Source organism: Corynebacterium sp. HMSC056E09 (genome assembly GCF_001813425.1).
In the GTDB taxonomy this organism is placed as follows: domain Bacteria; phylum Actinomycetota; class Actinomycetes; order Mycobacteriales; family Mycobacteriaceae; genus Corynebacterium; species Corynebacterium hesseae.
The window spans coordinates 307,928-332,414 of the sequence record NZ_KV812490.1 but is presented as its reverse complement, the minus strand read 5'-3'; the positions used below and the strand labels follow the sequence as shown (position 1 = coordinate 332,414).

Here is a 24,487-nt window from a genome sequence, read left to right as displayed (position 1 = left end):
GAGGAGTCTCGGTCTTTCACAGCCGCAGGGCGGAGACTTATGCTCTAAGGCTTTCGCCTAAGGTGGGACGGGTGAACCTTTCTCAGATGTTGCCCGATCTCGCCGAAGTCCCCGAGTCGATGGTTGATGAGGCCATCTGGGACACGTTTTTATCGTGGACCTCCGGCCGTGGAATCTCGCTGTACCCGGCGCAGGAAGAGGCCTCTTTAGCTATCCTCGCGCAGGATAACGTCATCTTGGCCACGCCTACCGGATCCGGTAAGTCCATGGTAGCCAATGCCGCCCACTTCATAGCTTTAGCGCGAGGGCAGCGCAGCTTCTACACCGCCCCTATCAAGGCCTTGGTGAGCGAGAAATTCTTCGCTCTCTGTGAGATTTTTGGCCCAGAAAACGTTGGCATGATGACCGGCGATGCCACGGTGAACGGTTCCGCGCCCATCATTGCTGCGACCGCGGAGATCGTCGCCAATATTGCACTGCGAGATGGCGCGGAAGCCGCCATCGATCAGGTGGTCATGGATGAATTCCACTATTATTCCGAGCCGGATCGCGGCTGGGCCTGGCAGGTTCCGCTGTTGGAATTGCCGAAGGCACAGTTCTTGCTCATGTCCGCGACCTTGGGCGATACGACGTGGCTGGAGAAGGACTTAACTGAGCGCACCGGACGCACGACGACGCTCGTGGCTGGGACAACCCGCCCGGTCCCGTTGGACTTCTCCTACGTCTTTTCCGCTGTCCATGAAACCATCGAGGAATTGCTCGCTGGTGGCAAGGCACCTGTCTACGTGGTCCACTTCTCCCAGCGCGAGGCCTCAGAGCGCGCGCAAGCATTGACGTCGCTGTCAAAGATCATCACCTCAGAGGAGAAGGAGTCCATTGCCGCTGAGCTCGCGGGATTCCGATTCACCACGACGTTCGGCAGGGACCTGTCTAAGCTGCTTCGTAAGGGAATTGGTGTACACCATGCCGGCATGTTGCCGAAGTATCGGCGCTTGGTGGAGCGGTTGGCCCAAAAGGGTCTGCTCAAGATCATCTGCGGTACCGACACTTTAGGTGTTGGCATCAATGTACCGATCCGCACGGTGTTGATGACGGGCCTGGCCAAGTATGACGGAACCCGTCAGCGGATCCTCAAGTCCCGCGAGTTTCACCAGATTGCCGGTCGCGCCGGCCGAGCAGGCTATGACACGGAAGGCACGGTCGTCGTAGAGGCGCCGGAGCACGAGATCGAAAACGCCAAAGCGCGGCGGCGCGTGGGCGATGACCCGGCGCGCCTAAAGAAACTGAAGAAGAAGTCCGCGCGCGATGGCGAGGTTTCGTGGTCGGAACAGACCTATGCCCGGCTTATCGACGCCGAACCGGAGCAGCTCACTTCCCAATTCCGAGTCTCCAATTCCATGCTGCTCAATGTGCTCGCCCGCCACGGCAACGGTTACGAACACCTAAAACACCTGCTGCGTACGAGCCACAACACGCGTGCGCGCCAGAACGAAGACATCTTAACGGCGCTGAGCCTGTTTCGAGGGCTTCTCAATTCAGGCGTGGTCCAAAAATCCACCAAGGGTCTCGACATCTATGGACGCCCGTACCACGTGGTGCGGGAAATGCCGCGCGATTTCGCCTTGAACCAACCTTTGGGGCCCTTCGCGTTGGCGGCACTCACCTTGCTGGATCCGGAATCGGACACCTATGCCCTCGACGTCATCTCGGTCTTCGAGGCAGTGCTCGATGATCCTCGCCAAGTCCTAATTGCTCAGCAAAAGCAACGCCGTGGCGAGGAGATCGCGGCGCTCAAAGCAGACGGGGTGGACTACACCGAACGCATGGCCATCGTGGAAGACATCACCTGGCCGAAGCCACTCGAAGAGCTCTTGGAGCAGGCCTACGACACTTTTTGCGAAACCAATCCTTGGGCCAAGGAATTTGAGCTGCGTCCTAAGTCTGTGGTTCGCGACATGCTAGAGAGCGCCATGACCTTCTCCGACCTTGTCGCCACCTACGGACTCGCCCGCTCTGAAGGCGTCATCCTGCGCTACCTCACTGATGCTTGGCGCACGCTCAAGCAGTCGATCCCTGCCGAGTTCCTTACCGAGGAGCTCGAAGACATCATCGTCTGGCTCGGAGAACTTATCCGCCAGGTTGATTCTTCGCTCGTCGACGAGTGGGCTGAAATGGCCGGCGAGGACTCCCCCATTTCCCAGGCGGATTTGGACCGCGAATTGGCCTTCGGCGTTGAGGATCCCACTGCCTTGACAGCCAATCAGCGTGCCTTTGGCATCATGGTGCGCAACTACTTCTTCCGGCTCGCGCAGCTCTTTGCCTTGGAGAAGGAAGATCGCTTGGCAGATTTGTTGGATTATTTGGAGGAGATCCCCGACTTTGGCCAAGCTCTCGATGACTACTTCGATGACTACGATGACATCGATACTGGGCCAGCAGCACGGGGCCCGGAGTACTTTGTCCTGGACAAGGGCGACAAGGGCGCAGGGGCTCGTGGCGTTGGGGGTTCACGATCGTGGACCGTCCGGCAGATCCTCAAGGACCCAGAGGGGGACAACTCTTACCACATCGTTGGCACTGTCGATTTGGATGCCTCCGATGAGGCTGGTGAAGTCCGGCTGTCCGAACTACGCGTGGAATACTAGGGAATTTAAATACTCCCTTTCTTTGTTATTATTCTCCGTCAACCGCATATTATGCGTATGATTGGGGAATGAGCACGCCACAGCAGATAGACGAACGCCAGCTTTCCCCCATCCCTCACGCTAGCGCCGCGCCCGCGGCCGAGCATCTCACCCTCGGATCCTTCACCATGAAGGTTCTCAACGGCATCTCGATCGCCGTCGTCGTGTCGCTCGTCCCGCAGGCCTTGCTCGGCGAGTTGGCCAAGGCACTGCTCCCCTTCTGGTCCGGCGCGTCCACCGTAATAGCGCTGACGGGTCTAGCCGCCAGCCTTTTACCTGTGATGATTGGTGTCCTCGTAGGCATCGAATTCAAGATGACGCCGATTCAGACCGCAGCCGTGGGCATTGCTTCTTTCTGCGGCTCCGGGGTGGCCACCGTCAATCCCGAAGGCGGCTTCTTCCTCAAAGGCACCGGGCTCGTCATCAACTCTGGATTAACCGCAGCCATGGCAGTTGGTTTGCTCCTCTTCATCGGCGATAGGCTCAAGAACTACTCCATCTTGTTGCTTTCCACCATCGTGACGCTCGTTGCGGGCAGCATCGGATGGGTTGTCACCTTCCCCATCGTCAAGGTCTTTACGCTGTGGCTTGGTGACCTCGTGAACGGTGCGACAACTTTGCAGCCGGTCCTCATGGGCATAGTCCTCGCCGTTCTTTTTGCAGTCATGATCGTCTCCCCAGTCTCCACCGTCGGCATTGCTACCGCCATCTTTATCGACGGCATCGCCTCTGGCACCGCCAACCTCGGGGCCGTTGCCGCAGGGTTCACGCTCCTCGTTGCCGGCTGGCGCGTCAACGGCTTCGCCACCTCCATCCTGCATGTTCTGGGCTCTCCCAAAGTACAGATGGCCAATATGTTGTCCAAGCCGGTCACCTTCCTTCCCGTCATTTGCTCCGCCGCAATCCTGGGCGGCATTGGTGGCGCTCTAGGGATCTCAGGCACACCAATCTCCGCCGGTTTCGGAATATCCGGCCTCATGGGCCCGCTGGCGGCCCTCAATTACGAAGGGTGGGGATGGAGCGCCGGCAACGTGATGATCATTACCTTCGTTTATGTCGTACTTCCCCTCGCCCTTGCGCTGCTCTTTTGCTGGCTCTTTGAAAAGGTTCTGCACTTAACCAAATCTGAATACTTTTCCCTCGATTTCAAGTAGCGACATGGGGAGTACAGTGGGCGCCACTATGACTAACCCAAACTCCCCAGCCACCAGCATCCACCTTGCCGGCGTTCGTTTTGAGACACACGAGGATTCAGTCACTGTGCATTGGCTCCTCGGGGGCATGCCCCACCACCGTGACGTCGTCTTTAAGCTGCACACCCTCGACCTTCAGCTCATCGCCTACTTCGAGCAAGCCAACCTCAGCTCGATGGAGATCGCTTCATACGGAGAAGACACGAGGGACGCCCACCGCCCAGTTGATTATCAATACAACTACTCCCCCGAGGCACTCGCAATCACGCTGCCCACCGCCCACTTTAATCTAAAAGAAGAAGTCTTCACGATGAGCCTGTCAGTGGACGGCATCCCCTGCGGTGAGTGGACCGGAACGATTACCTAAGCCTTCACTCCCTACACACAGCGAAGCCTATACACGCTTTACAGGACTCTGACCAGCGACGATACTGGAGTAAGAGCAGTTCTCTAGGGTTCAAGGAGCTGGAAATGGCACACCATGCCAATGAGCCCCATGGCGATTCACACAACGCGCGGTTAAATTCCCTTCGGGCGGGAGTTCTCGGCGCTAATGACGGCATCGTCTCCGTCGCTGCACTTCTGCTCGGCGTCGTGGGGTCGGGGGCGTCGGCAAGCGCCATCCTTATCGCCGGCTTGGCCGCAACCGTATCGGGAGCCGCGTCGATGGCGCTGGGAGAATATGTCTCGGTGTCAGCGCAGCGTGACTCCGAACGGATGATGATAGCCAAGGAGACCCGCGAGCTGGCAGAGCTTCCTGAACAAGAACACGCCGAACTCGTATCTATGTTGGCCGACTACGGCATGAACACCACTACCGCAGACACTGCAGCACATGAGATCGCCGCCAAAGATAGGCTCTTGGAGGCACACCTGAGGCTGGAAATGGGAATCGATGGTGAGGACCTGACGAACCCTTGGCACGCCGCTTTCTGGTCGGCAGTATCTTTCCTTGCCGGTGCAGCGCTGCCCCTCCTATCAATCTTCATAGCCCCGATGAGCATGGCCGCAGCAGTCGTCGCCGTGGTCACTCTCATTGCCCTGGCGATTACGGGCTACGTGTCTGCTCGCCTCGCCGGTACGAATGCCGCACGTTCCGTCTTCCGCCTCGTCTTTGGTGGAGCGCTCGGGCTAGCCATTACCTATGGCATCGGCGTTGCCTTCGGCGGGGTCATCGGCTAGAAGGCCGCAAACCGCCCCCAGCCCTTTGAGACACAAAAAGTCCCACTCCCCTGTACATAATCACGGGAGTGGGACTTTCTATCGTGCGCCTAAGAAGGCATGCTGTTTATCTACTCAGCGGAACGCACAGCCTCAGCCTGCAGCGCCTGCGCCACAGCCTGAACAACGCCTGCGACCTTGACGCCTTCCCAAATCTGCTCCTTGGTCACGCCCTCCTCCAACAGAGTATTGGCGTGTGCAGTCAAGCAGTGCTCGCAGCCATTGATAGCAGAGACAACGGTGCTCCACAGCTCAAACGTTGCCTTGTCTACGCCAGGCTTAGCAATGATGTTCATGCGCAGACCAAACTTGACCTGAGCGAAATCATCGCCCAACCAGCTCTTTGCGCGGTAGGCCACGTTATTCATAGCCATCACCGTGGCGGAGCCGAGAGCTGCGTCAACTGCCTCTTCGCTGAGGTGCTCGCGGGCTTCCTCAAGAATCTCCTTCAGGACCAGATCATTACGGGTGGCGGCCGCGGCAGCGACCAAGCTGCCCCACAGCTGCTCCTCATTCAGCTCGGTCGTACGCGTGAGCGTACCGATGTTGAGCTTCTGATCCTTGGCATACGCCGGAAGTGCGGACTTCAGGTTGTCGATGGACACTGAGTAACTCCTTTATGGTTGGACGGTTGTGCTTAGCGATGTCTTACAGTGCGGACTGAACGACCTCGAGCTTGTCGATGTTCTTCGTCGGGTCATTAGCCTCCCAGTTGCAGGCACAAACCTCTTCGGACTGCAGCGCATCGAGCACACGCAGAACCTCATCAACGTTGCGGCCGACAGCGTCCGGGGTCACGGACACGAACTGGATAACACCGTCCGGGTCAATGATGAAAGTTGCGCGGTCAGCAACGCCGTCGGCATTCTCCACACCGAGGGCGCGGATCAGGTCGTGGCGGATATCAGAGAACATCGGGAACGGGACTTCCTTCAGCTCCGGGTGGGTTGCACGCCAGTTGAAGTGCGCAAACTCATTGTCGGTGGAGCCGCCGAGGATCTGGGTATCGCGGTCCTGGAATTCCTCATCCAGCTTGCCGAAGGCTGCGATCTCAGTCGGGCACACAAAGGTGAAGTCCTTCGGGTAGAAGAATACAACCTTCCACATCCCCTGGTACTTGTCCAAAGACACCTGCTCGAAGTAATCCTCCGGCTGGTTAGCGTTGACGTCGTGGAGGTCGCCGCCCTTCAGCGCAGTCAGTTCGAACTCTGGGAACTTCTCACCAACGGTCAAGATAGGCATAGAAGATTCAACTCCTTCAATAGTCACAACAATGCACAAAAGTGATGTAAATCTCTACGACCGCACACCATTTTGCCTTTTAGCTGGTACGCAGCCGCTCGCTTGTTAAGTATGCCACGAACCCCCTCGCACGTCAATAGGCCCGACGAATTAGAGATGTTAGAGTTATAGGCATGAACAATAAGGAGTATCGCCCAACCCTCGCCCAGTTGCGCACCTTCGTCACGATTGCGGAGAACAAACACTTTGGCTCCGCGGCCGCCAAACTCGATATCTCCCAGCCTTCGCTCTCCCAAGCACTCGTCGCCCTCGAACAAGGCTTGGGCGTCCAGCTCATCGAGCGCTCTACCCGCAAGGTCATCGTGACGTCCACCGGCGAGGCGCTCCTCCCCTACGCCAAGGCAACGCTCGAAGCGTCCGATGCCTTCCTCAGCCAAGCCCACGGTGCAAGCGGTACGTTAACTGGCCCCCTCACCATCGGAATCATCCCCACCATCGCACCCTATATTTTGCCGGGGCTGCTGAAATCCATCAGCGAAACCTACCCTGATCTGGAACCACGCTTCGTCGAGGAACAGACTCAACACCTGTTAGACAAGCTGCGCGAGGGCAGCTTAGACCTCGCTGTGGCCGCACTGCCCACCGAGGCCACCGGGATGGTCGAGACTCCTCTCTATAGCGAATCCTTTACCGTCGTAACACCGGCAGGACACCCGCTCGCGGGGCGCGAGGATCTCACACTCGAAGAGCTTGCAGACCTTGACCTTTTGCTGCTTGACGACGGCCACTGCCTCCGCGACCAAGTCCTCGACCTATGCCGTCGCGCCAAGGTAAACCCCTCCGAAGCCACCAATGCCGTCACCCGAGCATCGTCGCTGACCACTATCCTGCAGCTCGTCATGGGAAATCTAGGCACTACCCTTGTCCCTGAATCAGCGCTCGCAACGGAATGCCAAAACCCGCAGCTTGCGGTCGCCCGTTTCGCCCCCACGGTAACAGCGGAGCGCCCGGTTGGACTCGTTTTCCGATCGTCTGCTGCCCGCGCTGATGAGTTTCGCGCCTTTGGCTCTTTGGTCACCGCCGCCTTCCAGGACGCTGCGGAACGCTCCCGAGCCCTCTTCCCGACCTCGTAATTCGAGCCCCCCAACTCTGATGGCATTAAAAACTACAACGCCGCCCTTGGCTTACCTCTTGTAGCCCGGCCCGCCTCGGTAGGCGGTGGCTAAACAAGCGGAAAGCTTAGGCGGCGTTGCGTTATAGGTCTGGTTTAGACCTTAAGCTGCGGGAGCATAACGACCCTGGCACTGGCGGCACAGGTGCGCTGTCGCCAGCTGAAGGGCCGGCGCGATAATAATCAGAGCCAAGCCCAAGGTAATAAGGGACGCGAAACCCAAGAGGCCAGACAGGACAATAAACAGCAAAAGGTGGCTGTAGTTTTCCTTGCCCAGCTTGAGTCCCTGGGAGAAAGCCTCGCCGATCGAGGAAGTATCGGCTGCCAACCAGGGCATGAGGGTAAAGAAGGGCTGAATAAACAGCGCAATCAACATCACTACAAGGAGCCCACCAAAGATGGAGCCAACGAGCGCGAAAACATCGCTCTGGCTGAGTTGCTCCGGATTCTGGAGATCCATCGAAGAGACTCCACCCAGGCCGACAACAAACAGAACGACGACCACGATGACGATGGAAATCGCGACAAGAACACCCAAAACAAGGTTCACTACGAGTGGCGGCACCCAGCGAACTCCCTGGAACAGGGTTCCCCATGTGGGGCTCGGCTTATCGATTTCACGGTAGGCCAAACGATAGACGACCAGAGAAATGACAAAGGACAGGATGGACACCGCGAAGGAGAAGAGGTCCAACATGACGGAGGTCTCCGCCCCATCGGCGTTCTGCGCACCAACGCTGATTCCAATTTGTGGGACAAACTGAATAGCAAGCACGACGACGGCGCCCAGCACCCACAAAAGTGCGTTGCCGAGCGCGGCCTTGAATCCCCATTTGATCGCTTCGATAGCGCTGACTGGGCCCGTATAGGCCGGACCGGCACCTGGGCCGAGGCCCTCTTGACCGGAGCTATTCCCATAGCTCGCACCGGCATAACCCGGCTGGCCAGCATCGTACCCACCATAGGACTGAGAGCCGTAAGCTCCACCGCCATAGTTGCCATAGTTGCCATAGTTTCCGGATTGACCGAAACCAGCCTGGTCTTCTGGGTGGCTGGTGGGTTCATACTTTGGAAGTCCACCTGTGTTCCCGGAGGAATTACCGGGGCCGTTCTGCGGGTTGCTTCCGAACCCTCCGTTGGAGCCGTTGTCCTCCGGATTCGAACCAAAAGGATTAGTCATTGATTGTGCCCTTCTTTAATCATTGTTCACACAGTCACCACGAGGGTACCAATTTCTCTACCTGGACCTGTGAGCGAATAGCCTTCCGAGTAGACTTTTAGGTCAACTATGACTGCTACTCGCGAAGATCTTTACGGCGCTCTCACAACAGTTTCTTTGAGTGATGAGCGCGCATTCCGTCGCCGCCTGCGCAAGGCTCGCTCTCCTAAGGCCCTTGCTGCGATCCAGGCCGATATCACAGCCGCCCAAGACAAGGTGAGCACCATCGATGCCAACGTGCCGCCGATTACCTACCCCGAGCAGCTTCCCGTCACCGGACGCCGCGACGATATCGCCGCGGCGATCGAAAAGAATCAGGTGGTCATCATCGCTGGTGAAACCGGTTCGGGAAAGACCACACAGATTCCAAAAATCTGCCTGGAACTCGGCCGCGGCCGGCGGGGGCTCATTGGCCATACCCAGCCGCGGCGACTAGCAGCGCGTACCGTCGCCGAGCGCATTGCAGAAGAACTTGATCAGTCCATCGGGGAGACAGTCGGCTATGCCATTCGCTTCGATGACAAAGTCTCCTCCACCACCGCCGTGAAGCTCATGACCGACGGCATCCTGCTGGCAGAAATGCAGCGCGACCGTTTCCTCAATGCCTACGACACGATCATCATCGATGAGGCACACGAGCGCTCGCTCAACATCGACTTCCTCTTGGGCTACCTCAAGCGGCTGCTTCCCAAGCGTCCGGATCTGAAGGTCATCATCACCTCAGCAACGATTGATCCCGAGCGCTTCGCCGAACACTTCGCGGACGCTGAGGGCAAACCTGCACCCATCATCGAGGTCTCCGGGCGAACCTACCCCGTGGAGATCCGCTACCGCCCGCTCGAGGTCGAATCGGGCGGCAAGACCATCGACCTCGATCCTCTCGACGCCCTCTGTGAAGCCATCGAGGAGCTCATGGCCGAAGGCGAAGGAGATATTCTGTGCTTCTTCCCCGGAGAGCGCGATATCCGCGACGCCATGGAGGCCATCGAGGGGCGCCACTGGCGCAACGTGGAGGTCACTCCGCTCTTCGGACGCCTGTCCAACCAGGAACAACATCGCGTCTTCCGCTCGCACCGCGGACGGCGCATCGTGCTCTCCACCAACATTGCTGAGACCTCATTGACGGTGCCAGGCATTCGCTACGTCGTGGATACGGGAACGGCGCGTATATCGCGCTATTCCACGCGCACCAAGGTGCAGCGCCTCCCCATCGAGCCGATCTCCCAGGCAAGCGCCAACCAGCGCTCGGGCCGCTGTGGCCGCGTTGCGGATGGCATCGCCATCCGGCTGTACAGCGAGCAGGACTTCCTATCCCGCCCGGAGTTTACGGATCCCGAGATTCTGCGCACCAACCTGGCCAGCGTCATCCTACAGATGATTTCGCTGCGCCTTGGTGACATTGCTGACTTCCCCTTCGTCCAACCCCCTGAGCCGAAGGCCGTACGAGACGGCCTACTTCTTCTGCACGAACTGGGCGCCCTCGAGGGCAAAGAAAAAGACGGACTACCTGTCCTGACCCGAATAGGCCGCGATCTTGCCCGCATCCCCGTAGATCCACGCATGGCCCGCATGCTGGTCGAGGCCAAGACTTCCGGGTGTCTCCACGACGTCATGGTCATCGTTGCTGCCATGACGATCCAAGATGTGCGCGAGCGGCCGAGCGACAAGCAAGCTCAAGCCGACCAGGCACATGCCCGCTTCAAGGATAAAACCTCCGACTTTGTGGCCATGCTCAACCTGTGGGACTTTGTCCAGGAAGCTCGCGATGAGATGAGCGGCAATGCTTTCCGCAAACGGATGAAGGCCGACTTCCTGCACTATATGCGCATCCGCGAGTGGTTCGATCTGGTGCGGCAGCTGCGGGACGTCGCCAAGCAGCTCGGGTGGAAAGCCCAGGAAAGCACAGAGCGTCGCCCCGATGACATCCATATGGCCTTGCTTTCTGGACTGTTGTCTAATATCGGCGCGCGTGATGGCAACTCTAAGGAGTTCATTGGTGCACGCAATACCCGCTTCCTCGTCTTCCCCGGATCGGCACTGGCAAAGAAACCGCCCGAGTTCGTCATGGCGGCTGAGTTGGTGGAAACGTCGCGCCTGTGGGCGCGCGACGTTGCTGCCATCGACCCAGCATGGGTTGAAAAGCTGGCGAAGGATTTGCTGAAGCACAACTATTCTGACCCGACGTGGTCGCGAAAGCGCGGCTCTGCGGTCGTCACCCAACGCTCGACGCTTTATGGCGTCACTGTTGTCGCCGACCGGACCGTGCCCTATCACCGCGTGGATCCTGAGGCAGCGCGCGATATGTTCATCCGTAACGCGCTAGTCGACGGCGACTGGACCACCCACCACCACTTCTTCCACGACAACAAGCGCAAACTCGCCGAGGCCTCCGAATATGAGGAGAAGGCCCGCCGGCGCGGACTCGTCGTGGACGAAGACACTCTCTTCGATTTCTATGATCAGCGCATCCCTGCGTCTGTCACCACCGCCCGGCATTTCGATTCCTGGTGGAAAAAGCAGAAGAACAAACATTCCTTGGACTTCGACCCAGAAGCGCTCCTTGAGGAGGACCACGATGTCACCGAAGATGCCTTCCCCGACCGCTGGTTGAAGGGAAGCATCGACTACGACTTGTCCTACAAGTTCGAGCCGGGAGACCCGCTCGACGGTGTCACACTCATGGTTCCCGTCCCGCTCCTCGCGGGGTTGGACACAGAAGGCTTCGATTGGCTGGTACCGGGCCTACGCCTAGAGCTCGTAACTGAGCTTATTCGCTCGCTGCCGAAGGCTCTTCGACGCACCGTGGTTCCGGCACCCGAGTTCGCTGAACGCGCACTGCCCAAGCTCTTGCCCTATGAGGGCACACTCACCGAGCAACTCGCTGCGGTTTTGCAAGAGATGGGCGGCCAAGGCATCAATGCCGGCGATTTCCGCCCCGACCAGCTCCCTCCGCATCTGCGCATGAACTTTGCCGCAGTGGACAAGCGGGGCAAGGTCATCGACTCAGACCGCAACCTGCAGGCTCTGGTTCAACGCCAAGCCGGCCACATTTCCTCCTCGGTCTCACGCGTTGGCCGCGCCGCCGAATCCACTGCGGTCAAGGAATGGACGGAGGATACACTCGGCACCATCGATGAGGAGGTGGTAACCGTCGTTGATGGACACGAGGTCACCGCCTACCCCGCGCTCGTAGCGACCAAGGACGGCGTGGCGCTCAAGGTCCATCCCACCAAGGCGGCTGCCGACGCCTCCATGATCACCACCACCCTAACCTTGCTGCTCCGGGAAATTACGGTGAATACGCAGCAGATGGTCAAAGGGCTTCCTCTGCAGCAGCGGGTAGCCGTCGACTCCTACCCCCACGGCGGGGCGGAGGGACTTGTCAGCGATGCCCGGGTTGCCGCAGTACGCGACATCATGATGGAAAAGGGCGGCCCCGTGCGCACCCCCGGTGACTTCAATGCATTGCTCAACGCGGTCAAACCGGAGGTCCCGGGCAGAGTGCGCCAGGCAGTCGTTGCAATTGCGCCAGGCCTGGCAGAGTATTCCAATCTGAATGCTGAGCTGAGGCACTGGGAGGGGCCGGCCATCGATGATATTCGGGCCCAGCTCAATTTCCTGTTGCCCGCGCACGCCATCACCGTCCACGGGATCCAGCACCTGCGCCATTTACCGCGCTATATCCAGGCCGCGCGCATCAGACTTGAGGAAATGAACGTGGACCCGGACCGCGATGCTGACCGGCAGGCAGACGTCGACGAGGCCAAAGCCTATGTGGCCAATCGGTTGCGTTCCCTGCCTCATGGCCGTGAAAAGACGCGTGAGGTTAAAGACATCTACTGGATGATTGAGGAACTGCGCGTATCGCTCTTCGCACAACGCCTGGGCACTGCCCACGCGGTGTCTTTGAGGAGAATCCAAAAGGCAGTGGATAAATTGCGTTAAAAGCTATCGCGGTCGCGCCGTCGCATGAGGCGGATTTCTGATTCGAAGTCGTCGGCGCTTTCAAAAGACTTATACACGGACGCAAAGCGCAGGTAGGCCACTTCATCGAGATCTCGCAGAGGTTCCAGGATGGCAAGGCCGATGTCATTGGCGTTTACTTGCGAGGAGCCGTGACTGCGCACGGTCTCTTCAACTTCTTGAGCGAGCTTCTTCAAAGCATCATCGCTAACGTCGCGCCCCTGGCATGCGCGTTTGACGCCTCGGATCAGCTTGTCGCGGCTGAAAGGCTCAGCCAAGCCATTTCGCTTGACTACTGACAAGACTGCTTTCTCGATGGTGGTGAAGCGACCTTTGCACGCGGCGCATTCGCGACGCCGCCGGATCGAGGTTCCACTGTCGATCACGCGCGAGTCAATAACGCGTGATTGTTCGTTGTGACAGAACGGGCAATACACAGTGCCGTATCCTTCCTTTCGACCAATGCGCACATGCTGCTGGCCCAAGGAATTCTAGCGCGAAGACACGACCGTCGTGGACGAAGAGGTGCTCGCACTGTCAACCTCACTATCGATACTGAGGCCACCCCATACTGTGCCGATGAAGACCGCGGCGCCAAAGACTGCTCCGAGCACATAGTTACCTACGTTCGACCGACTACGACGGCTGCCCGATGTTGCCCCGGCCGCCGAAACCTGGGAATTCACCGGAATTTCCGGACGGCACTGTGTTCTATCGTTTACGGCAAGAGTTCGAACACGAGACGGCCCATATGGAAGGTTGCGCGGGGCATCAGACGTGAGCGACCGAGACTGAGCGGGATCCCAGACCGCCGCTGGCGGCACTAGCACAGCCCGATTGCTAGACTTCTCGAGGGACACCCCGCGCAGTACAGAGGCATTGTTTAATGCGATAGCCATGACGGTTCCTTTCTAGGTCTTCCTTATTCATTGAGACAATGCCCGAAGTGTACGAACCAAGCCCGACATCTTCGAACATCACCTTCGATCAACCGTTCGATTTGGTGTGTATGTTCGATTTATAGCAGGCCTTCGAAAATTTGTCCACACTCGGGCGGCGTTAGTCGAACATTTTTTCTTTCCGTGCTAAAAAGGGAAGCGGAAGTATCACCAGCAGCCCACTCCCACTTATGTCCGGCACGCCAAAGCCGCGCACATCATCTCTGCACACCCCGACAGTTCCTAGGAGCAAGAATGGCCCGCAATCCGAAGCGAAGCGACCACCCTTCCCTCGATTCACTTTCCCCTCGCCAACGCCGCATCTTGGAAGTAATCCATGACGCCGTCATGTTGCGCGGCTATCCGCCAAGCATCCGCGAAATCGGTGACGCAACAGGCCTCCAGTCCACCTCGTCCGTGGCCTATCAGTTAAAGCAGCTGGAAGAGAAGGGCTTCCTTCGCCGCGATCCAAACAAGCCACGAGCTGTTGATGTGCGCCATTTCCCCGGCGCCGACGACCCCAAAAAGCCCGGACGAAAGACCGGGCAGACAATCGCACCATCGGGAACCTCCACCCCTGACGCACCCGAAGACGCCGCCACCCCAAACTACATTCCTGTTGTGGGCCGCATTGCTGCTGGTTCCCCCATCACCGCCGAGGAGAACATCGATGCCTACTTCCCCATGCCGGGTGAAATCCTGGGCAGCGGCGAACTATATATGCTGCAAGTCGTGGGCGATTCAATGCAGGATGCGGGAATCCTCAACGGGGATTGGGTCATCATTCGCTCGCAGTCTGTTGCAGAAGAAGGCGAGTTCGTAGCCGCACTTTTGGATGGTGAAGAAGCGACCGTGAAGGAATTTCACCGAGATTCTTCCGGTGTATGGCTCCTCCCCCACAACGACGCTTACTCGCCCATCAAGGGCGATGAAGCCGAAATCATGGGCAAAGTAGTATCCGTATTCCGCAAACTCTAGAAACCATCCACCTCAGCGCTCCCCCAGACCTTCCCCGCTCCACACCAATCACCCACTCGGTGCGGGCGAACCGGACTGGGGGATTGTTTCTTTTTACCCCCTTGTGTGTGTACATGCCCGATTTCGACCGTTTTAGCGTCCGAGATCACACATTCAGATACTCCCAGTACAAACGTGGGTTTTAATGACTAAGGCACGCATCCGATGTGAGCTTTTCTTTGTTTAGTTCCGTTTTGTTCGCATTCAGTGGGACAATAGAAGTATCGCCACAACATCCGTTGTTCTTTTCGTTCACACGCCCCAGCCCCTTTTTCCTTCACCGGCGGGCGCAGTGACCACCACAAGGCAGACTTCATTTGGAGGAACCATGTACGCAGAAGAGCGTCGCCGACAAATTGCGTCATTGACCGCTGTAGAAGGACGAGTCAATGTCACCGAGCTCTCCGAGCGCTTCGATGTCACCGCTGAGACGATTCGCCGCGATCTCGCAGTCTTGGACCGAGAGGGAGTTGTGCACCGAGTTCATGGCGGTGCAGTCGCCTCCCAATCCTTCCAGACCGCCGAATTCACCCTTGATACTCGCCAACGTTCGGCCACAGGCGCCAAGATGGCCATCGCACGCGCCGCACTGGAGCAGCTTCCCGACGGCGGCAGCATCTTTCTCGATGCCGGAACCACCACGAATGCGCTTGCCGATCTCATAGGCCAGCGCTACTCGGCCGGGCAATTCAGCATTGTGTCGAATAGTCTCCCGATCGCTCTTTCACTAGCCAGCAACGGGGTATCTGACGTCCAGCTGCTGGGTGGCACCGTGCGCGCGATTACCCAGGCCGTCGTCGGTGACACTGCGCTTCGCACCATGGCCCTGATGCGTGCCGATGTCGCCTTCATCGGAACCAATGCTCTAACCATTGACCACGGGCTCTCCACGGCCGATTCGCAAGAGGCGGCTATCAAGTCAGCATTCGTCACCAATGCACACCGCGTTGTCGTGCTGTGTGATTCATCGAAGTTGGGCAACGACTACTTGGTCAGCTTTGCATCACTCGATGAGATTGATGTCGTCATTACCGACGCCGCCGCCCCCGATTCCTACGTTGAAGCTCTGCGCGAGCACGGCATCGAAGTGATTGTCGCCGCGGAAAAATAGGCGCTTTCACCCATAGATCAATTCAGCACCCATAGATCAATTCAGGAGGTGTGCACCCCGCATGATGAGGGCGCACACCTCCTGTGCAATTCAGCGCTCTAAGCGGACTGGTATTCCTCCAGCAGCGCAATCACTGCGGCACGAGCGTCCGCTGGGCTTTCGGCGTTGACAGCCGCCTCTGCCATCTTCTGGCACTGCTCAAGGCTGAGCTCAGCCAGCTGCGCACCGACGCCAGCAACCGCAGTCGACGCCGCCGACAGCGAAGTCACGCCGAGGCCAGTCAACACGCAGGCAAGCATGGGATCAGCTGCGGCTTCGCCGCAAACGCCAACCGGAACGTTGTTATCGCGCCCCACCACGCAGGTGTGCTGAATCAGGCGAAGGACAGCAGGCTGCCACGGATCGGTCAAGTAGGCCAGCTGCGGCGACAGACGGTCCGCGGCCATGGTGTACTGCGTCAGATCATTGGTACCAATGGACACGAAATCGAGGTGCGGCATGATGGTATCCGCCATCAAGGCTGCGGCGGGAACCTCGATCATCGCACCGGCGGTCAAACCGCGCTCGCGGCACAGACCAGCGAACCATTTCGCTTCCACTGCGGTAGCCACCATCGGCGCCATAACCCACGTCGTAGCCCCATCTCCGCGCTTTTCCGCGGCCTGGGCGATAGCGTCGAGCTGACGAGTCAACAGCGCCTCGTTGTCGCGGGCGATGCGCAAACCACGAACGCCCAATGCGGGGTTTTCTTCCGAGTCCAAGGTGGCATAGGAAATCGGCTTATCCGAACCGGCGTCGAGCGTGCGTACAACGACCTTGGACTCCGGGAAAGCGTTGAAAACCTTGCCGTAGATGCGCGCTTGCTCCTCGACGGTCGGTTCCTCGCTGGCAGAGAGGAAGGACAGCTCCGTGCGGTATAGGCCGATGCCTTCTGCCTGCGAGTCAGAGGCAATGCGGGCCGCGTTTCCGTCAGCAACGTTGGCCAGCAACTGCACGCGATGACCATCCTTGGTCTGGGCTGGTCCCCGCCACTGGGCAACTCGTGCCGCCTTCTCACGGTATTCCTCCACGGCCTTCAGCGCGGAGGCACGATCTGCACCCAGGGACACCGATCCTACGGAGCCATCGACGAAGAGCTGGGTGCCAGCCTCAATCGTTCGCAGCTTAGCGCCCACTGCCACGATGCAGGGAAGATCAAGCTGGCGAGCAATAATCGCGGTGTGGCTGGTTGGCCCGCCAAGCTCGGTCACGAGCGCCTTGATGTGAGTGGTGTCCAAGGTTGCGGTATCCGCCGGCGCTAGATCGTCAGCCAGCAGTACAGCCTCTCCTTCGACCATGGGGAGACCCGGCTCTTGCTCACCGCGCAGCTGAGCAATCACTCGATCGCGCACGTCTTTAAGGTCCGTCGTGCGCTCAGCCATGACGCCGCCGGCAGCCTCAAACATGGTGACAAACCTGTCCGTGGCACCCACAACTGCATACTCGGCGTTCTTACCACCGCGAATACCCTTGCGCACTGCCTTGTGCCAGCCTCGATCCTTGACCATTCCGGCGGTTGCGCCAAGAACTTCAGCAGCTTGGCCTTCGGCCCCAGCTGCACGCTGTTCCAACCGGCTAGCAACCATATCTACCGCTTCGAGGAAGCGATCGTATTCGGCATCACGTTGCTCTTCCGCCACGGTTTCTCCAGCCGTGGGCAGTTCTGGGCGTGGGCGGACCCACACCGCCTCAGCGTATGCAACGCCAGCGACGACGCCGGTGCCTTTAATGATGGATGGGGATGCGTTTTCCATGACACATTTCCTTACGGAGACGATGTTTTCTCTTTCCAGATCATCACAAGTCGGCCAAAAATGCAACGAAACCCACAGTGATTCCATTGACATTCGGACACATACGGGCAATAATCAACATTAAGCAACATTAATTTCACGCTGACAACGGGCACTCCGCACCGAAGCTCTTGTTCACGCCGCCGAGGCGCGTTTGCCCCCAATATACGCACTCCGCGAAAGGGGACATTGTCCACGATGATCCTTACTTTGACCCCCAACCCGAGCATCGACGCCACCGTGCGCTTGAACGAGGAACTCGAACCTGGTGCTGTTCACCGCGCCGGGTCCGTCTCCAGCGTTGCCGGTGGTAAAGGCGTCAACGTTACGCACGCGGTAACGCTCGCCAACGTCGACAGCCTGGCGCTGCTCCCCGCCGTTGCCTCCGATCCTTTCCTGGCCCTCGCGGCAGACGCATCGATTCCCGTGCAGGCCGTGCCCACTCACAGCGCGGTGCGTACCAACACCACTCTGACCGAGCCGAATGGCCGCACGACCAAGCTCAACGGCCCCGGCGCCACGCTCGATGCGGACGTGCAGCAAGCCGTTGCACAGGCACTCGCAGAACACTGCGCCGACGCCGAGTGGTTAGTCATGGCAGGCTCTCTCCCCCAAGGCGTTCCCACCGACTGGTACACGCAGCTCATCCGGGTAGCCCGCGAAGCCAACCCTGACCTCCGCATAGCCGTCGATACCTCTGATGCGCCCATGGTGGCTCTCGGTGACAACCTCGAAGTAGCCAGCCCCGACCTCATCAAGCCAAACGGCCTCGAGCTGGGCCAGCTTGCAGGTGTCGATGGTCAGGCCCTTGAGGCCGCCGCCGAAGACGGCGACTTCAGCGGAGTGGTTGAGGCCGCGAGGGTCGTCGTCAAGCGCGGCATCCCCGAGGTTCTTGTCACCCTGGGCGGCGCTGGCGCGGTGCTGGTCACGGCCAACGAAGCATGGGCTGCTACTCCCCCGCCAATTACCCTGCGCTCCACCGTGGGCGCCGGCGATTCTTCGCTTTCCGGCTATATCCTCGCCCGCCGCTCCGGCGCCTCGTACCCCGAGGCCCTGCGCCAGGCTGTGGCCTACGGTTCAGCAGCCGCAGCACTCCCGGGAACCCAAATTCCAACCCCCGAAGAACTAGATATCGAACACACGACGGTTTCGGCCGTCACCGGCCTTTAGCAGTACTGAGGAGTACCTACCGATGTCATCACAACTCATCACCACCGACCTCGTGGCGCTCGACGCCAACTTCGGTGACAGCATCGAATCAGTCATTACCAATCTGGCCACGCTTGTTCACGACACCGGCCGCGCCACTTCCGTGGACGAGCTGGCAGGCCCAGCCATCGCTCGTGAAGCCAAAGCCGGCACCGGTGTCCCCGGCGGCGTTGCCATCCCACACTGCCGCTCTGCTGCCGTGTCTGAACCCACCCTGGCCTTCACCCGTCTCTCGCGCGGGGTCGACTTCTCCGGCCCCGACGGTGACGCCCACTTGGTGTTCCTCATCGCTGCTCCGGAAGGCGGCGGCAAGGCCCATCTGAAGATTCTCTCGAAGCTCGCTCGCGCGCTGGTGAAGAAGGACTTCTTGGAAGCCCTTCGAACTGCGAAGACCAAAGAAGAGATCGTCTCCCTCGTCCTCGACGTTGTCAACGCAGAAAAGCCGAAGAAGAAGGCTGCGGCCACCGAATCAGCATCCACTGCAGGTGCGAGTGCAGCGGCAGCGGCTCCTGCTTCGAGCAAGACTGCAGAGTCGAAGAAGACGCGCATTGTGGCCGTCACCGCATGCCCGACCGGCATTGCTCACACGTACATGGCTGCCGACGCCCTCACCCAAACCGCCGAGGAACGCGACGACGTCGAGCTCACCGTGGAGACCCAGGGGTCCTCCAACAACACCTCTGTTTCGGCAGACACGATTGCGGCTGCCGACGCCGTGATTTTCGCTACCGACGTGGGCGTTCGTGACCGTGAGCGCTTCGCCGGCAAGCCGGTCATCGAATCTGGCGTCAAACGCGCCATCAACGAACCGGGCGTGATGATCGATGAGGCCATCGCCGCCTCGAAGAACCCCAACGCGCACAAGGTGGCAGGAACTGCCGGCGCTTCCTCCTCTAGCGCTGAGGAAGATGGCCAGGGTCTGGGCTGGGGCAAGCGTATTCAGCAAGCCATCATGACCGGCGTTTCTTACATGGTTCCGTTTGTTGCCGCGGGCGGCCTCCTCCTGGCACTGGGATTCCTCTTCGGCGGATATGACATGGCTAATGGGTGGCAGGCCATCACCACCGACTACTCGCTGACCAACTTGCCGGGCCATGACGTCATGGTCGACGGCGAAATGATGACCTTCAAGAAGGCAGGGTTCGCCCTGTACATCGGCGCCGTGCTCTTCGCCATCGGTCAAGCATCGATGGGATTCATCGTCGCGGCGCTCTCCGGCTACATCGCCTTCGCGCTGGCAGGCCGCCCAGGCATCGCGCCGGGCTTCGCGGGTGGTGCCATTGCCGTGACTCTCGGCGCTGGCTTCATCGGCGGTCTTGTCACCGGTCTCATTGCTGGCTTTGTTGCGATGTGGATTGGCAAGTGGAAGGTACCGCGTTGGATCGGCTCCCTCATGCCTGTCGTTATCATCCCGCTGCTCGCCACGATGATCACTGGCTTGCTCATGTACCTGCTTCTCGGCGCCCCGCTGGCCGCCATCATGGAGGGCCTGCAGAACTGGCTGTCCTCGATGTCTGGTTCCTCCGCTGTCCTTCTGGGCATCATCCTCGGCCTGATGATGTGCTCCGACCTGGGTGGCCCGGTCAACAAGGCTGCCTACCTCTTCGCCACCGCAGGCCTGTCCACGGGCGACGAGGCCTCCATGAAGATCATGGCCGCCGTCATGGCCTCCGGCATGGTTCCGCCAATTGCACTGTCCATCGCGACCTTTGTGCGCAAGAACCTGTTCACGCCTGCGGAGCAGGAGAATGGTAAGTCCGCGTGGCTGCTGGGCCTGTCTTTCGTCTCCGAGGGCGCCATTCCGTTCGCTGCCGCCGACCCGCTGCGTGTCATCCCTTCGATGATGCTCGGTGGCGCGGTCACTGGTGCGCTGTCGATGTCCCTGGACGTCATGTCTCGCGCCCCGCACGGCGGAATCTTCGTTATCTTCGCCATCGAACCTGCGTGGGCGTACTTCGTGGCCATCCTTGCCGGCGTCATCGTGTCCACCATCGCGGTCATCGCGATGAAGCGATTCTGGCCCAACAAGGCTGCTGAAGAGGCTGCAGCAAAGGCCGACATGGCCAAGGCTGCCGCCTAACCCTTAACCCGCGTACACTTGTAAGCACGAAATACCGTAATTCGAAAGGATTATCATCATGGCTTCTAAGACCGTCAAGGTTGGTTCCTCCGTCGGACTGCACGCACGTCCGGCTTCCATCATCGCAGACGCTGCCGCTGAGTTCGATGAGGACATCTTCCTCGCCCTCGTTGGCGATGAGGACGAGGATGAGACCGATGCTGCTTCCTCCCTCATGATCATGGCTCTCGGCGCCGAGCAGGGCGACGAAGTCACCGTGACCTCCGAGAACGAGGCGGCTGTCGAGAAGATCGCCGGCCTCATCGAGCAGGACCTCGACGCTTCCTAAAGCACTTCCCGTTTATAGAACGGCAGCTCCCGCTTCCCTCTTGCGCTGAGGGTGGCGGGAGCTTTTCGTTGCTTGGTTGTCTAGCAAAAGGTTCTAGTCATCGGGCTCTACTCAAACGGTTTTGCTGGGGGCAAGGAAACCATATAGAGGTGCCTATAAGGTTCACTTGACCCCAAGAAAACCTTCTGACCCGAACCATGTGAGTAGAACCATGTGGATGCGCTGCCTCATACCGCAGAGGGACCGAAGTAAAAGCACCTTATGCAGACTTCTGCACACATTCACCTGTGGTTTTGCATAAATACGCGTCCAGATGGTGCTTTTGCTCCGGTCCCTTATCCTCGCTAGTCGGCGGAAGCGCCTCTAGTACTTCGCGCCGCGGCCTTCACCGATGGTGCCGTAAAGCTTCTTCATCACTGGGTAGAGCACGATGATGCCGACGGAGCCCCAGGCAATGCCTTCGAGGGTCACGCCGAAGACGTCGAGCGTGAGGTTGCCAATGCCCGCGATGAGCGCCACTGCCGCCGCAGTGAGGTTCACCGGGTTGTTGAAGTTGACCTTGTTGTCCATCCAGATGCGCACGCCAAGCATGCCGATGAGGCCGTAGAGGACGATGCAAGCACCGCCCAGCACGCCGGTGGGGATGGTGAAGATAAGCGCGCCAAACTTCGGGATGAAGGCCAGCGCGATAGCGGTAACAGCAGCCACCCAATAGGCGGCCGTCGAGTAGACACGGGTGGCGGCCATGACTCCGATGTTCTCCGCGTAGGTTGTGGTGCCGGAACCACCGAAACCACCGGCCAGGGAGGTGGCCAGGCCGTCCGCGATGAGAGCATCGCCAGCGAGATCATCGAGGTCGCGCTTGGTCATCTCAGAGACCGCCTTAACGTGGCCGACATTTTCAGCAATCAGAACGACCAACACCGGAAGTGCTGCCGCGATGGCTGAAACGTGGAACTCCGGCGCATGGAACTGCGGGAAGCCAATCCAAGCCGCCTCGCGGATAGACTCCACCGCGCCCTCACCGAGGTTGCCTGTGGCGGCCGCGAAAGCCCAGCCGACGACGACACCAATCAGAATCGACAGACGCGAAACCATGCCCCGCCCAGCGACAGTGGCGAGGATGATGACCGCCAGCGTCACCGTGGCAACCAGCGGCTGGCTCGAATAGTTGGTGGCCGCATTGGGAGCCAAGTTGAGGCCGATCAGCGCAACAATGGCACCGGTGACGGCCGGCGGCATGACAGCGTCGAGGACCTTTCGGCCCGCCGCCTTCACCGCGAGACCAATGGCCACCAAGACCAGGCCAGTCACGAGGACGGAACCTGCCTGCGCGCCAATGCCGTACTGCTGGGAGGCGCTCAACGGCGCAATGAACGCGAAGGAGGAACCTAGGTAAGAAGGCAGGCGGTTGCGGGTAATCAGGAGGAACAGTATCGTTCCCAAACCCGAAAACAGTAGCGTCGTGTTGACCGGGAATCCGGTCAGGGTGGGCACGAGCAACGTCGCGCCGAACATGGCCACCACGTGCTGCATGCCGATGCCGATGGTGCGGCCCCAGCTCAATCGTTCTTCGGGTGCGACAACCGCGCCCGGCTTAATCGTCTTTCCGTCCCCGTGGACGGCCCAGCCAAAATTACTCACGAGCCCTAATTATGGCTCACGCGAGCACCGAAACCTAAGCGTCTTGGTCAGAAACTCGAAATTCTTTGAGCTCGGCGGCGACGGAGGCTGGCAGGCGGACGTCGACAAGCGTGCCCTCCCCCGTGTAGTCCTCGCCGCGCACGGTGCCTTGGGTGTGGATGCGATCGATCACGTCCCCGCGGGTAAACGGCACGAGAAGCCGCACGTGTTCATCCTGAGAGTTGAGGAACAGCTCCACGCGCGTGGTGAGCTCATCAATGCCCTCCCCCGTCTTGGCGGAAACATACACAACGTTGTCGCGGTCGAGGACGTGACGCAGTTCCGCCAACACCAGCGGATCGGCCTGGTCAATCTTATTGATCACGACGATCTCCGGCGGTGCCTCCTCACCGGTCTCCTTCACGATGTCATAAATGACCTGGTTAACGGCCTCTATCTGCTTCAGCGGGAAGGGATCCGACCCGTCCACCACGTGCAGCATCAGGTCTGCTGCGAGGACCTCCTCCAAGGTGGACTTGAAGGCTTCCACCAACTGCGTGGGCAGATGGCGCACGAACCCAACGGTATCGGTGAAGACGACCTGGCGGCCATCGGCAAGCTCGGCGCGGCGAGTGGTGGGATCCAAGGTCGCGAACAGCGCGTCCTCCACCAGCACGCCGGCACCCGTCATTGCATTAATGAGGGAGGACTTGCCAGCGTTGGTGTAGCCGGCGATGGCGATCTTAGGGATCGTCGATGACGCACGGCGCGAACGCTTAATCTCACGTGCCGTTTTCATCGCCTTAAGCTCCTTGCGAAGCAGGGCCATCTGCGTGCGGATGCGGCGGCGGTCCGTCTCAATCTTGGTCTCACCGGGACCGCGCAGACCAACACCGCCGTTGGAACCAGCACGGCCGCCCGCCTGGCGCGAGAGGTTTCCACCCCAACCACGGGTATGGGTATAGAGGTATTCCAGCTGCGCGAGCGAGACCTGGGCCTTGCCTTCCTTGGACTTGGCGTGCTGCGCAAAGATATCCAGGATGAGCATGGTGCGGTCAATGACCTTGGTGTTGAGCGCACGCTCCAGGGCAGAGAGCTGACCGGGGGTTAGCTCGCCATCGCACACCACGGTATCCGCGCCAGTAGCAGCCACGATGTCCTTGAGCTCGTTCACTTTTCCCGAACCGATATAGGTGCCTGGATCCGGTTTATCTCGCTTCTGGTACAAGGCTTCGACGACTTCGGCTCCCGCGGTTTCCGTCAGAGCGGCTAACTCCGCCATCGTGGCCTCAACCTCGGCCACGGTACCTTCGGTCCACACTCCCACGAGCACCACTTGCTCAAGGCGCAGCTTTCGATACTCCACCTCGTAGCCATCGGTGGTGTCTTCCGCGCGGATGGTGGTCTCACGGTTTACTCGCCGGAAGGCGTTGCGCTCCGCAAGGTCGAGATCACCGGTAGTTGGCTCCTGTGAATTGGGCGCCGGCTCACCAAAAGCCTGCGCGAGGAGATCATCATGGGTTTCTTTTGTCATATGTCCCCTATTCTTGCACGTTGTCCCTCTCAACTGGGAATCTCCGCTTCCTGTTCCCACAGACTTCCGCAGCACGGTGACGTATCAGCGCTGGTTTTTGAGTCCCCTCTGAGACAGATACA

At 59.4% G+C, this 24,487-nt stretch carries 18 protein-coding genes; 11 read left to right on the top strand and 7 right to left on the bottom strand.

Going from position 1 to position 24,487, the window contains the following annotated elements:
• Nucleotides 1-71: 71 nt before the first annotated feature.
• From HMPREF2912_RS04475 to HMPREF2912_RS04460, 4 genes are all read left to right on the top strand, one after another.
• Nucleotides 72-2,645 carry a DEAD/DEAH box helicase gene (locus HMPREF2912_RS04475; protein WP_070683422.1) on the top strand — a complete coding sequence of 858 codons (2,574 nt, stop codon included), beginning with the start codon at nt 72-74 and terminating at the stop codon, nt 2,643-2,645.
• Nucleotides 2,646-2,812: 167 nt separating this feature from the next.
• On the top strand, nt 2,813-3,838 hold the full coding sequence (locus tag HMPREF2912_RS04470) for a PTS sugar transporter subunit IIC (protein ID WP_369816036.1): 1,026 nt from the start codon (nt 2,813-2,815) through the stop codon (nt 3,836-3,838).
• A gap of 28 nt (nt 3,839-3,866) precedes the next feature.
• Nucleotides 3,867-4,244 carry a hypothetical protein gene (locus HMPREF2912_RS04465; protein WP_070563338.1) on the top strand — a complete coding sequence of 126 codons (378 nt, stop codon included), beginning with the start codon at nt 3,867-3,869 and terminating at the stop codon, nt 4,242-4,244.
• 104 nt (nt 4,245-4,348) lie between these two features.
• On the top strand, nt 4,349-5,059 hold the full coding sequence (locus tag HMPREF2912_RS04460) for a VIT1/CCC1 transporter family protein (RefSeq protein ID WP_070563157.1): 711 nt from the start codon (nt 4,349-4,351) through the stop codon (nt 5,057-5,059).
• 110 nt (nt 5,060-5,169) lie between these two features.
• On the opposite strand, the gene HMPREF2912_RS04455 is transcribed toward HMPREF2912_RS04460, so the two are convergent.
• Entirely contained in the window at nt 5,170-5,703 is a 534-nt protein-coding gene (locus tag HMPREF2912_RS04455; protein ID WP_070524463.1) for an alkylhydroperoxidase, AhpD family, read from the bottom strand.
• A gap of 43 nt (nt 5,704-5,746) precedes the next feature.
• Nucleotides 5,747-6,340, bottom strand: coding sequence for a peroxiredoxin (locus tag HMPREF2912_RS04450; protein WP_070524465.1), 594 nt, complete (start codon nt 6,338-6,340; stop codon nt 5,747-5,749).
• A gap of 173 nt (nt 6,341-6,513) precedes the next feature.
• Between HMPREF2912_RS04450 and HMPREF2912_RS04445 the strand changes: the two genes are divergently transcribed.
• Nucleotides 6,514-7,473, top strand: a complete 960-nt coding sequence (locus tag HMPREF2912_RS04445) for a hydrogen peroxide-inducible genes activator (protein WP_070524467.1) — start codon at nt 6,514-6,516, stop codon at nt 7,471-7,473.
• 141 nt (nt 7,474-7,614) lie between these two features.
• On the opposite strand, the gene HMPREF2912_RS04440 is transcribed toward HMPREF2912_RS04445, so the two are convergent.
• A complete protein-coding gene (locus HMPREF2912_RS04440) occupies nt 7,615-8,691 on the bottom strand; it encodes a hypothetical protein (protein WP_070683420.1) in 1,077 nt (358 codons plus the stop codon).
• A 108-nt stretch (nt 8,692-8,799) separates the two neighbouring features.
• Between HMPREF2912_RS04440 and hrpA the strand changes: the two genes are divergently transcribed.
• Nucleotides 8,800-12,675, top strand: a complete 3,876-nt coding sequence (gene hrpA, locus HMPREF2912_RS04435; protein ID WP_070683418.1) for an ATP-dependent RNA helicase HrpA — start codon at nt 8,800-8,802, stop codon at nt 12,673-12,675.
• Here hrpA and nrdR read toward each other — a convergent pair.
• Nucleotides 12,672-13,130 carry a transcriptional regulator NrdR gene (nrdR, locus tag HMPREF2912_RS04430; RefSeq protein ID WP_010190258.1) on the bottom strand — a complete coding sequence of 153 codons (459 nt, stop codon included), beginning with the start codon at nt 13,128-13,130 and terminating at the stop codon, nt 12,672-12,674. The genes hrpA and nrdR overlap by 4 nt on opposite strands.
• A 756-nt stretch (nt 13,131-13,886) precedes the next feature.
• On the opposite strand from nrdR, the gene lexA reads away from it, so the two are divergent.
• Together lexA and HMPREF2912_RS04420 are read left to right on the top strand one after the other, a co-directional pair.
• Nucleotides 13,887-14,609 (top strand): transcriptional repressor LexA, encoded by a 723-nt coding sequence (gene lexA / locus HMPREF2912_RS04425; RefSeq protein WP_070683416.1) that lies wholly within the window; start codon nt 13,887-13,889, stop codon nt 14,607-14,609.
• A 367-nt stretch (nt 14,610-14,976) separates the two neighbouring features.
• Nucleotides 14,977-15,759 (top strand): DeoR/GlpR family DNA-binding transcription regulator, encoded by a 783-nt coding sequence (locus HMPREF2912_RS04420; protein ID WP_070683414.1) that lies wholly within the window; start codon nt 14,977-14,979, stop codon nt 15,757-15,759.
• Between the two features lie 98 nt (nt 15,760-15,857).
• On the opposite strand, the gene ptsP is transcribed toward HMPREF2912_RS04420, so the two are convergent.
• The gene (gene ptsP, locus HMPREF2912_RS04415) at nt 15,858-17,552 is read right to left on the bottom strand and encodes a phosphoenolpyruvate--protein phosphotransferase (protein ID WP_070524477.1); all 1,695 of its coding nucleotides are present in this window, start codon (nt 17,550-17,552) and stop codon (nt 15,858-15,860) included.
• Between the two features lie 237 nt (nt 17,553-17,789).
• On the opposite strand from ptsP, the gene HMPREF2912_RS04410 reads away from it, so the two are divergent.
• Genes HMPREF2912_RS04410 through HMPREF2912_RS04400 form a run of 3 tightly spaced genes read left to right on the top strand, consistent with a single transcriptional unit; the run spans nt 17,790 to nt 21,208 of the window.
• The gene (locus tag HMPREF2912_RS04410) at nt 17,790-18,761 is read left to right on the top strand and encodes a 1-phosphofructokinase family hexose kinase (RefSeq protein WP_070683412.1); all 972 of its coding nucleotides are present in this window, start codon (nt 17,790-17,792) and stop codon (nt 18,759-18,761) included.
• A gap of 22 nt (nt 18,762-18,783) precedes the next feature.
• Nucleotides 18,784-20,880: a PTS fructose transporter subunit IIABC gene (locus HMPREF2912_RS04405; protein WP_070683411.1), complete on the top strand. Its 2,097-nt coding sequence runs from the start codon at nt 18,784-18,786 to the stop codon at nt 20,878-20,880.
• A 58-nt stretch (nt 20,881-20,938) separates the two neighbouring features.
• Complete coding sequence (locus HMPREF2912_RS04400; RefSeq protein ID WP_070524483.1) at nt 20,939-21,208, top strand: HPr family phosphocarrier protein; 270 nt, start codon at nt 20,939-20,941, stop codon at nt 21,206-21,208.
• A 363-nt stretch (nt 21,209-21,571) separates the two neighbouring features.
• Here the strand turns inward: HMPREF2912_RS04400 and HMPREF2912_RS04395 are convergent, their stop codons facing one another.
• Nucleotides 21,572-22,852 carry a uracil-xanthine permease family protein gene (locus HMPREF2912_RS04395; protein ID WP_070524486.1) on the bottom strand — a complete coding sequence of 427 codons (1,281 nt, stop codon included), beginning with the start codon at nt 22,850-22,852 and terminating at the stop codon, nt 21,572-21,574.
• A 34-nt stretch (nt 22,853-22,886) separates the two neighbouring features.
• Nucleotides 22,887-24,365, bottom strand: a complete 1,479-nt coding sequence (hflX, locus tag HMPREF2912_RS04390) for a GTPase HflX (RefSeq protein ID WP_070683409.1) — start codon at nt 24,363-24,365, stop codon at nt 22,887-22,889.
• Between the last annotated feature and the right edge of the window lie 122 nt (nt 24,366-24,487).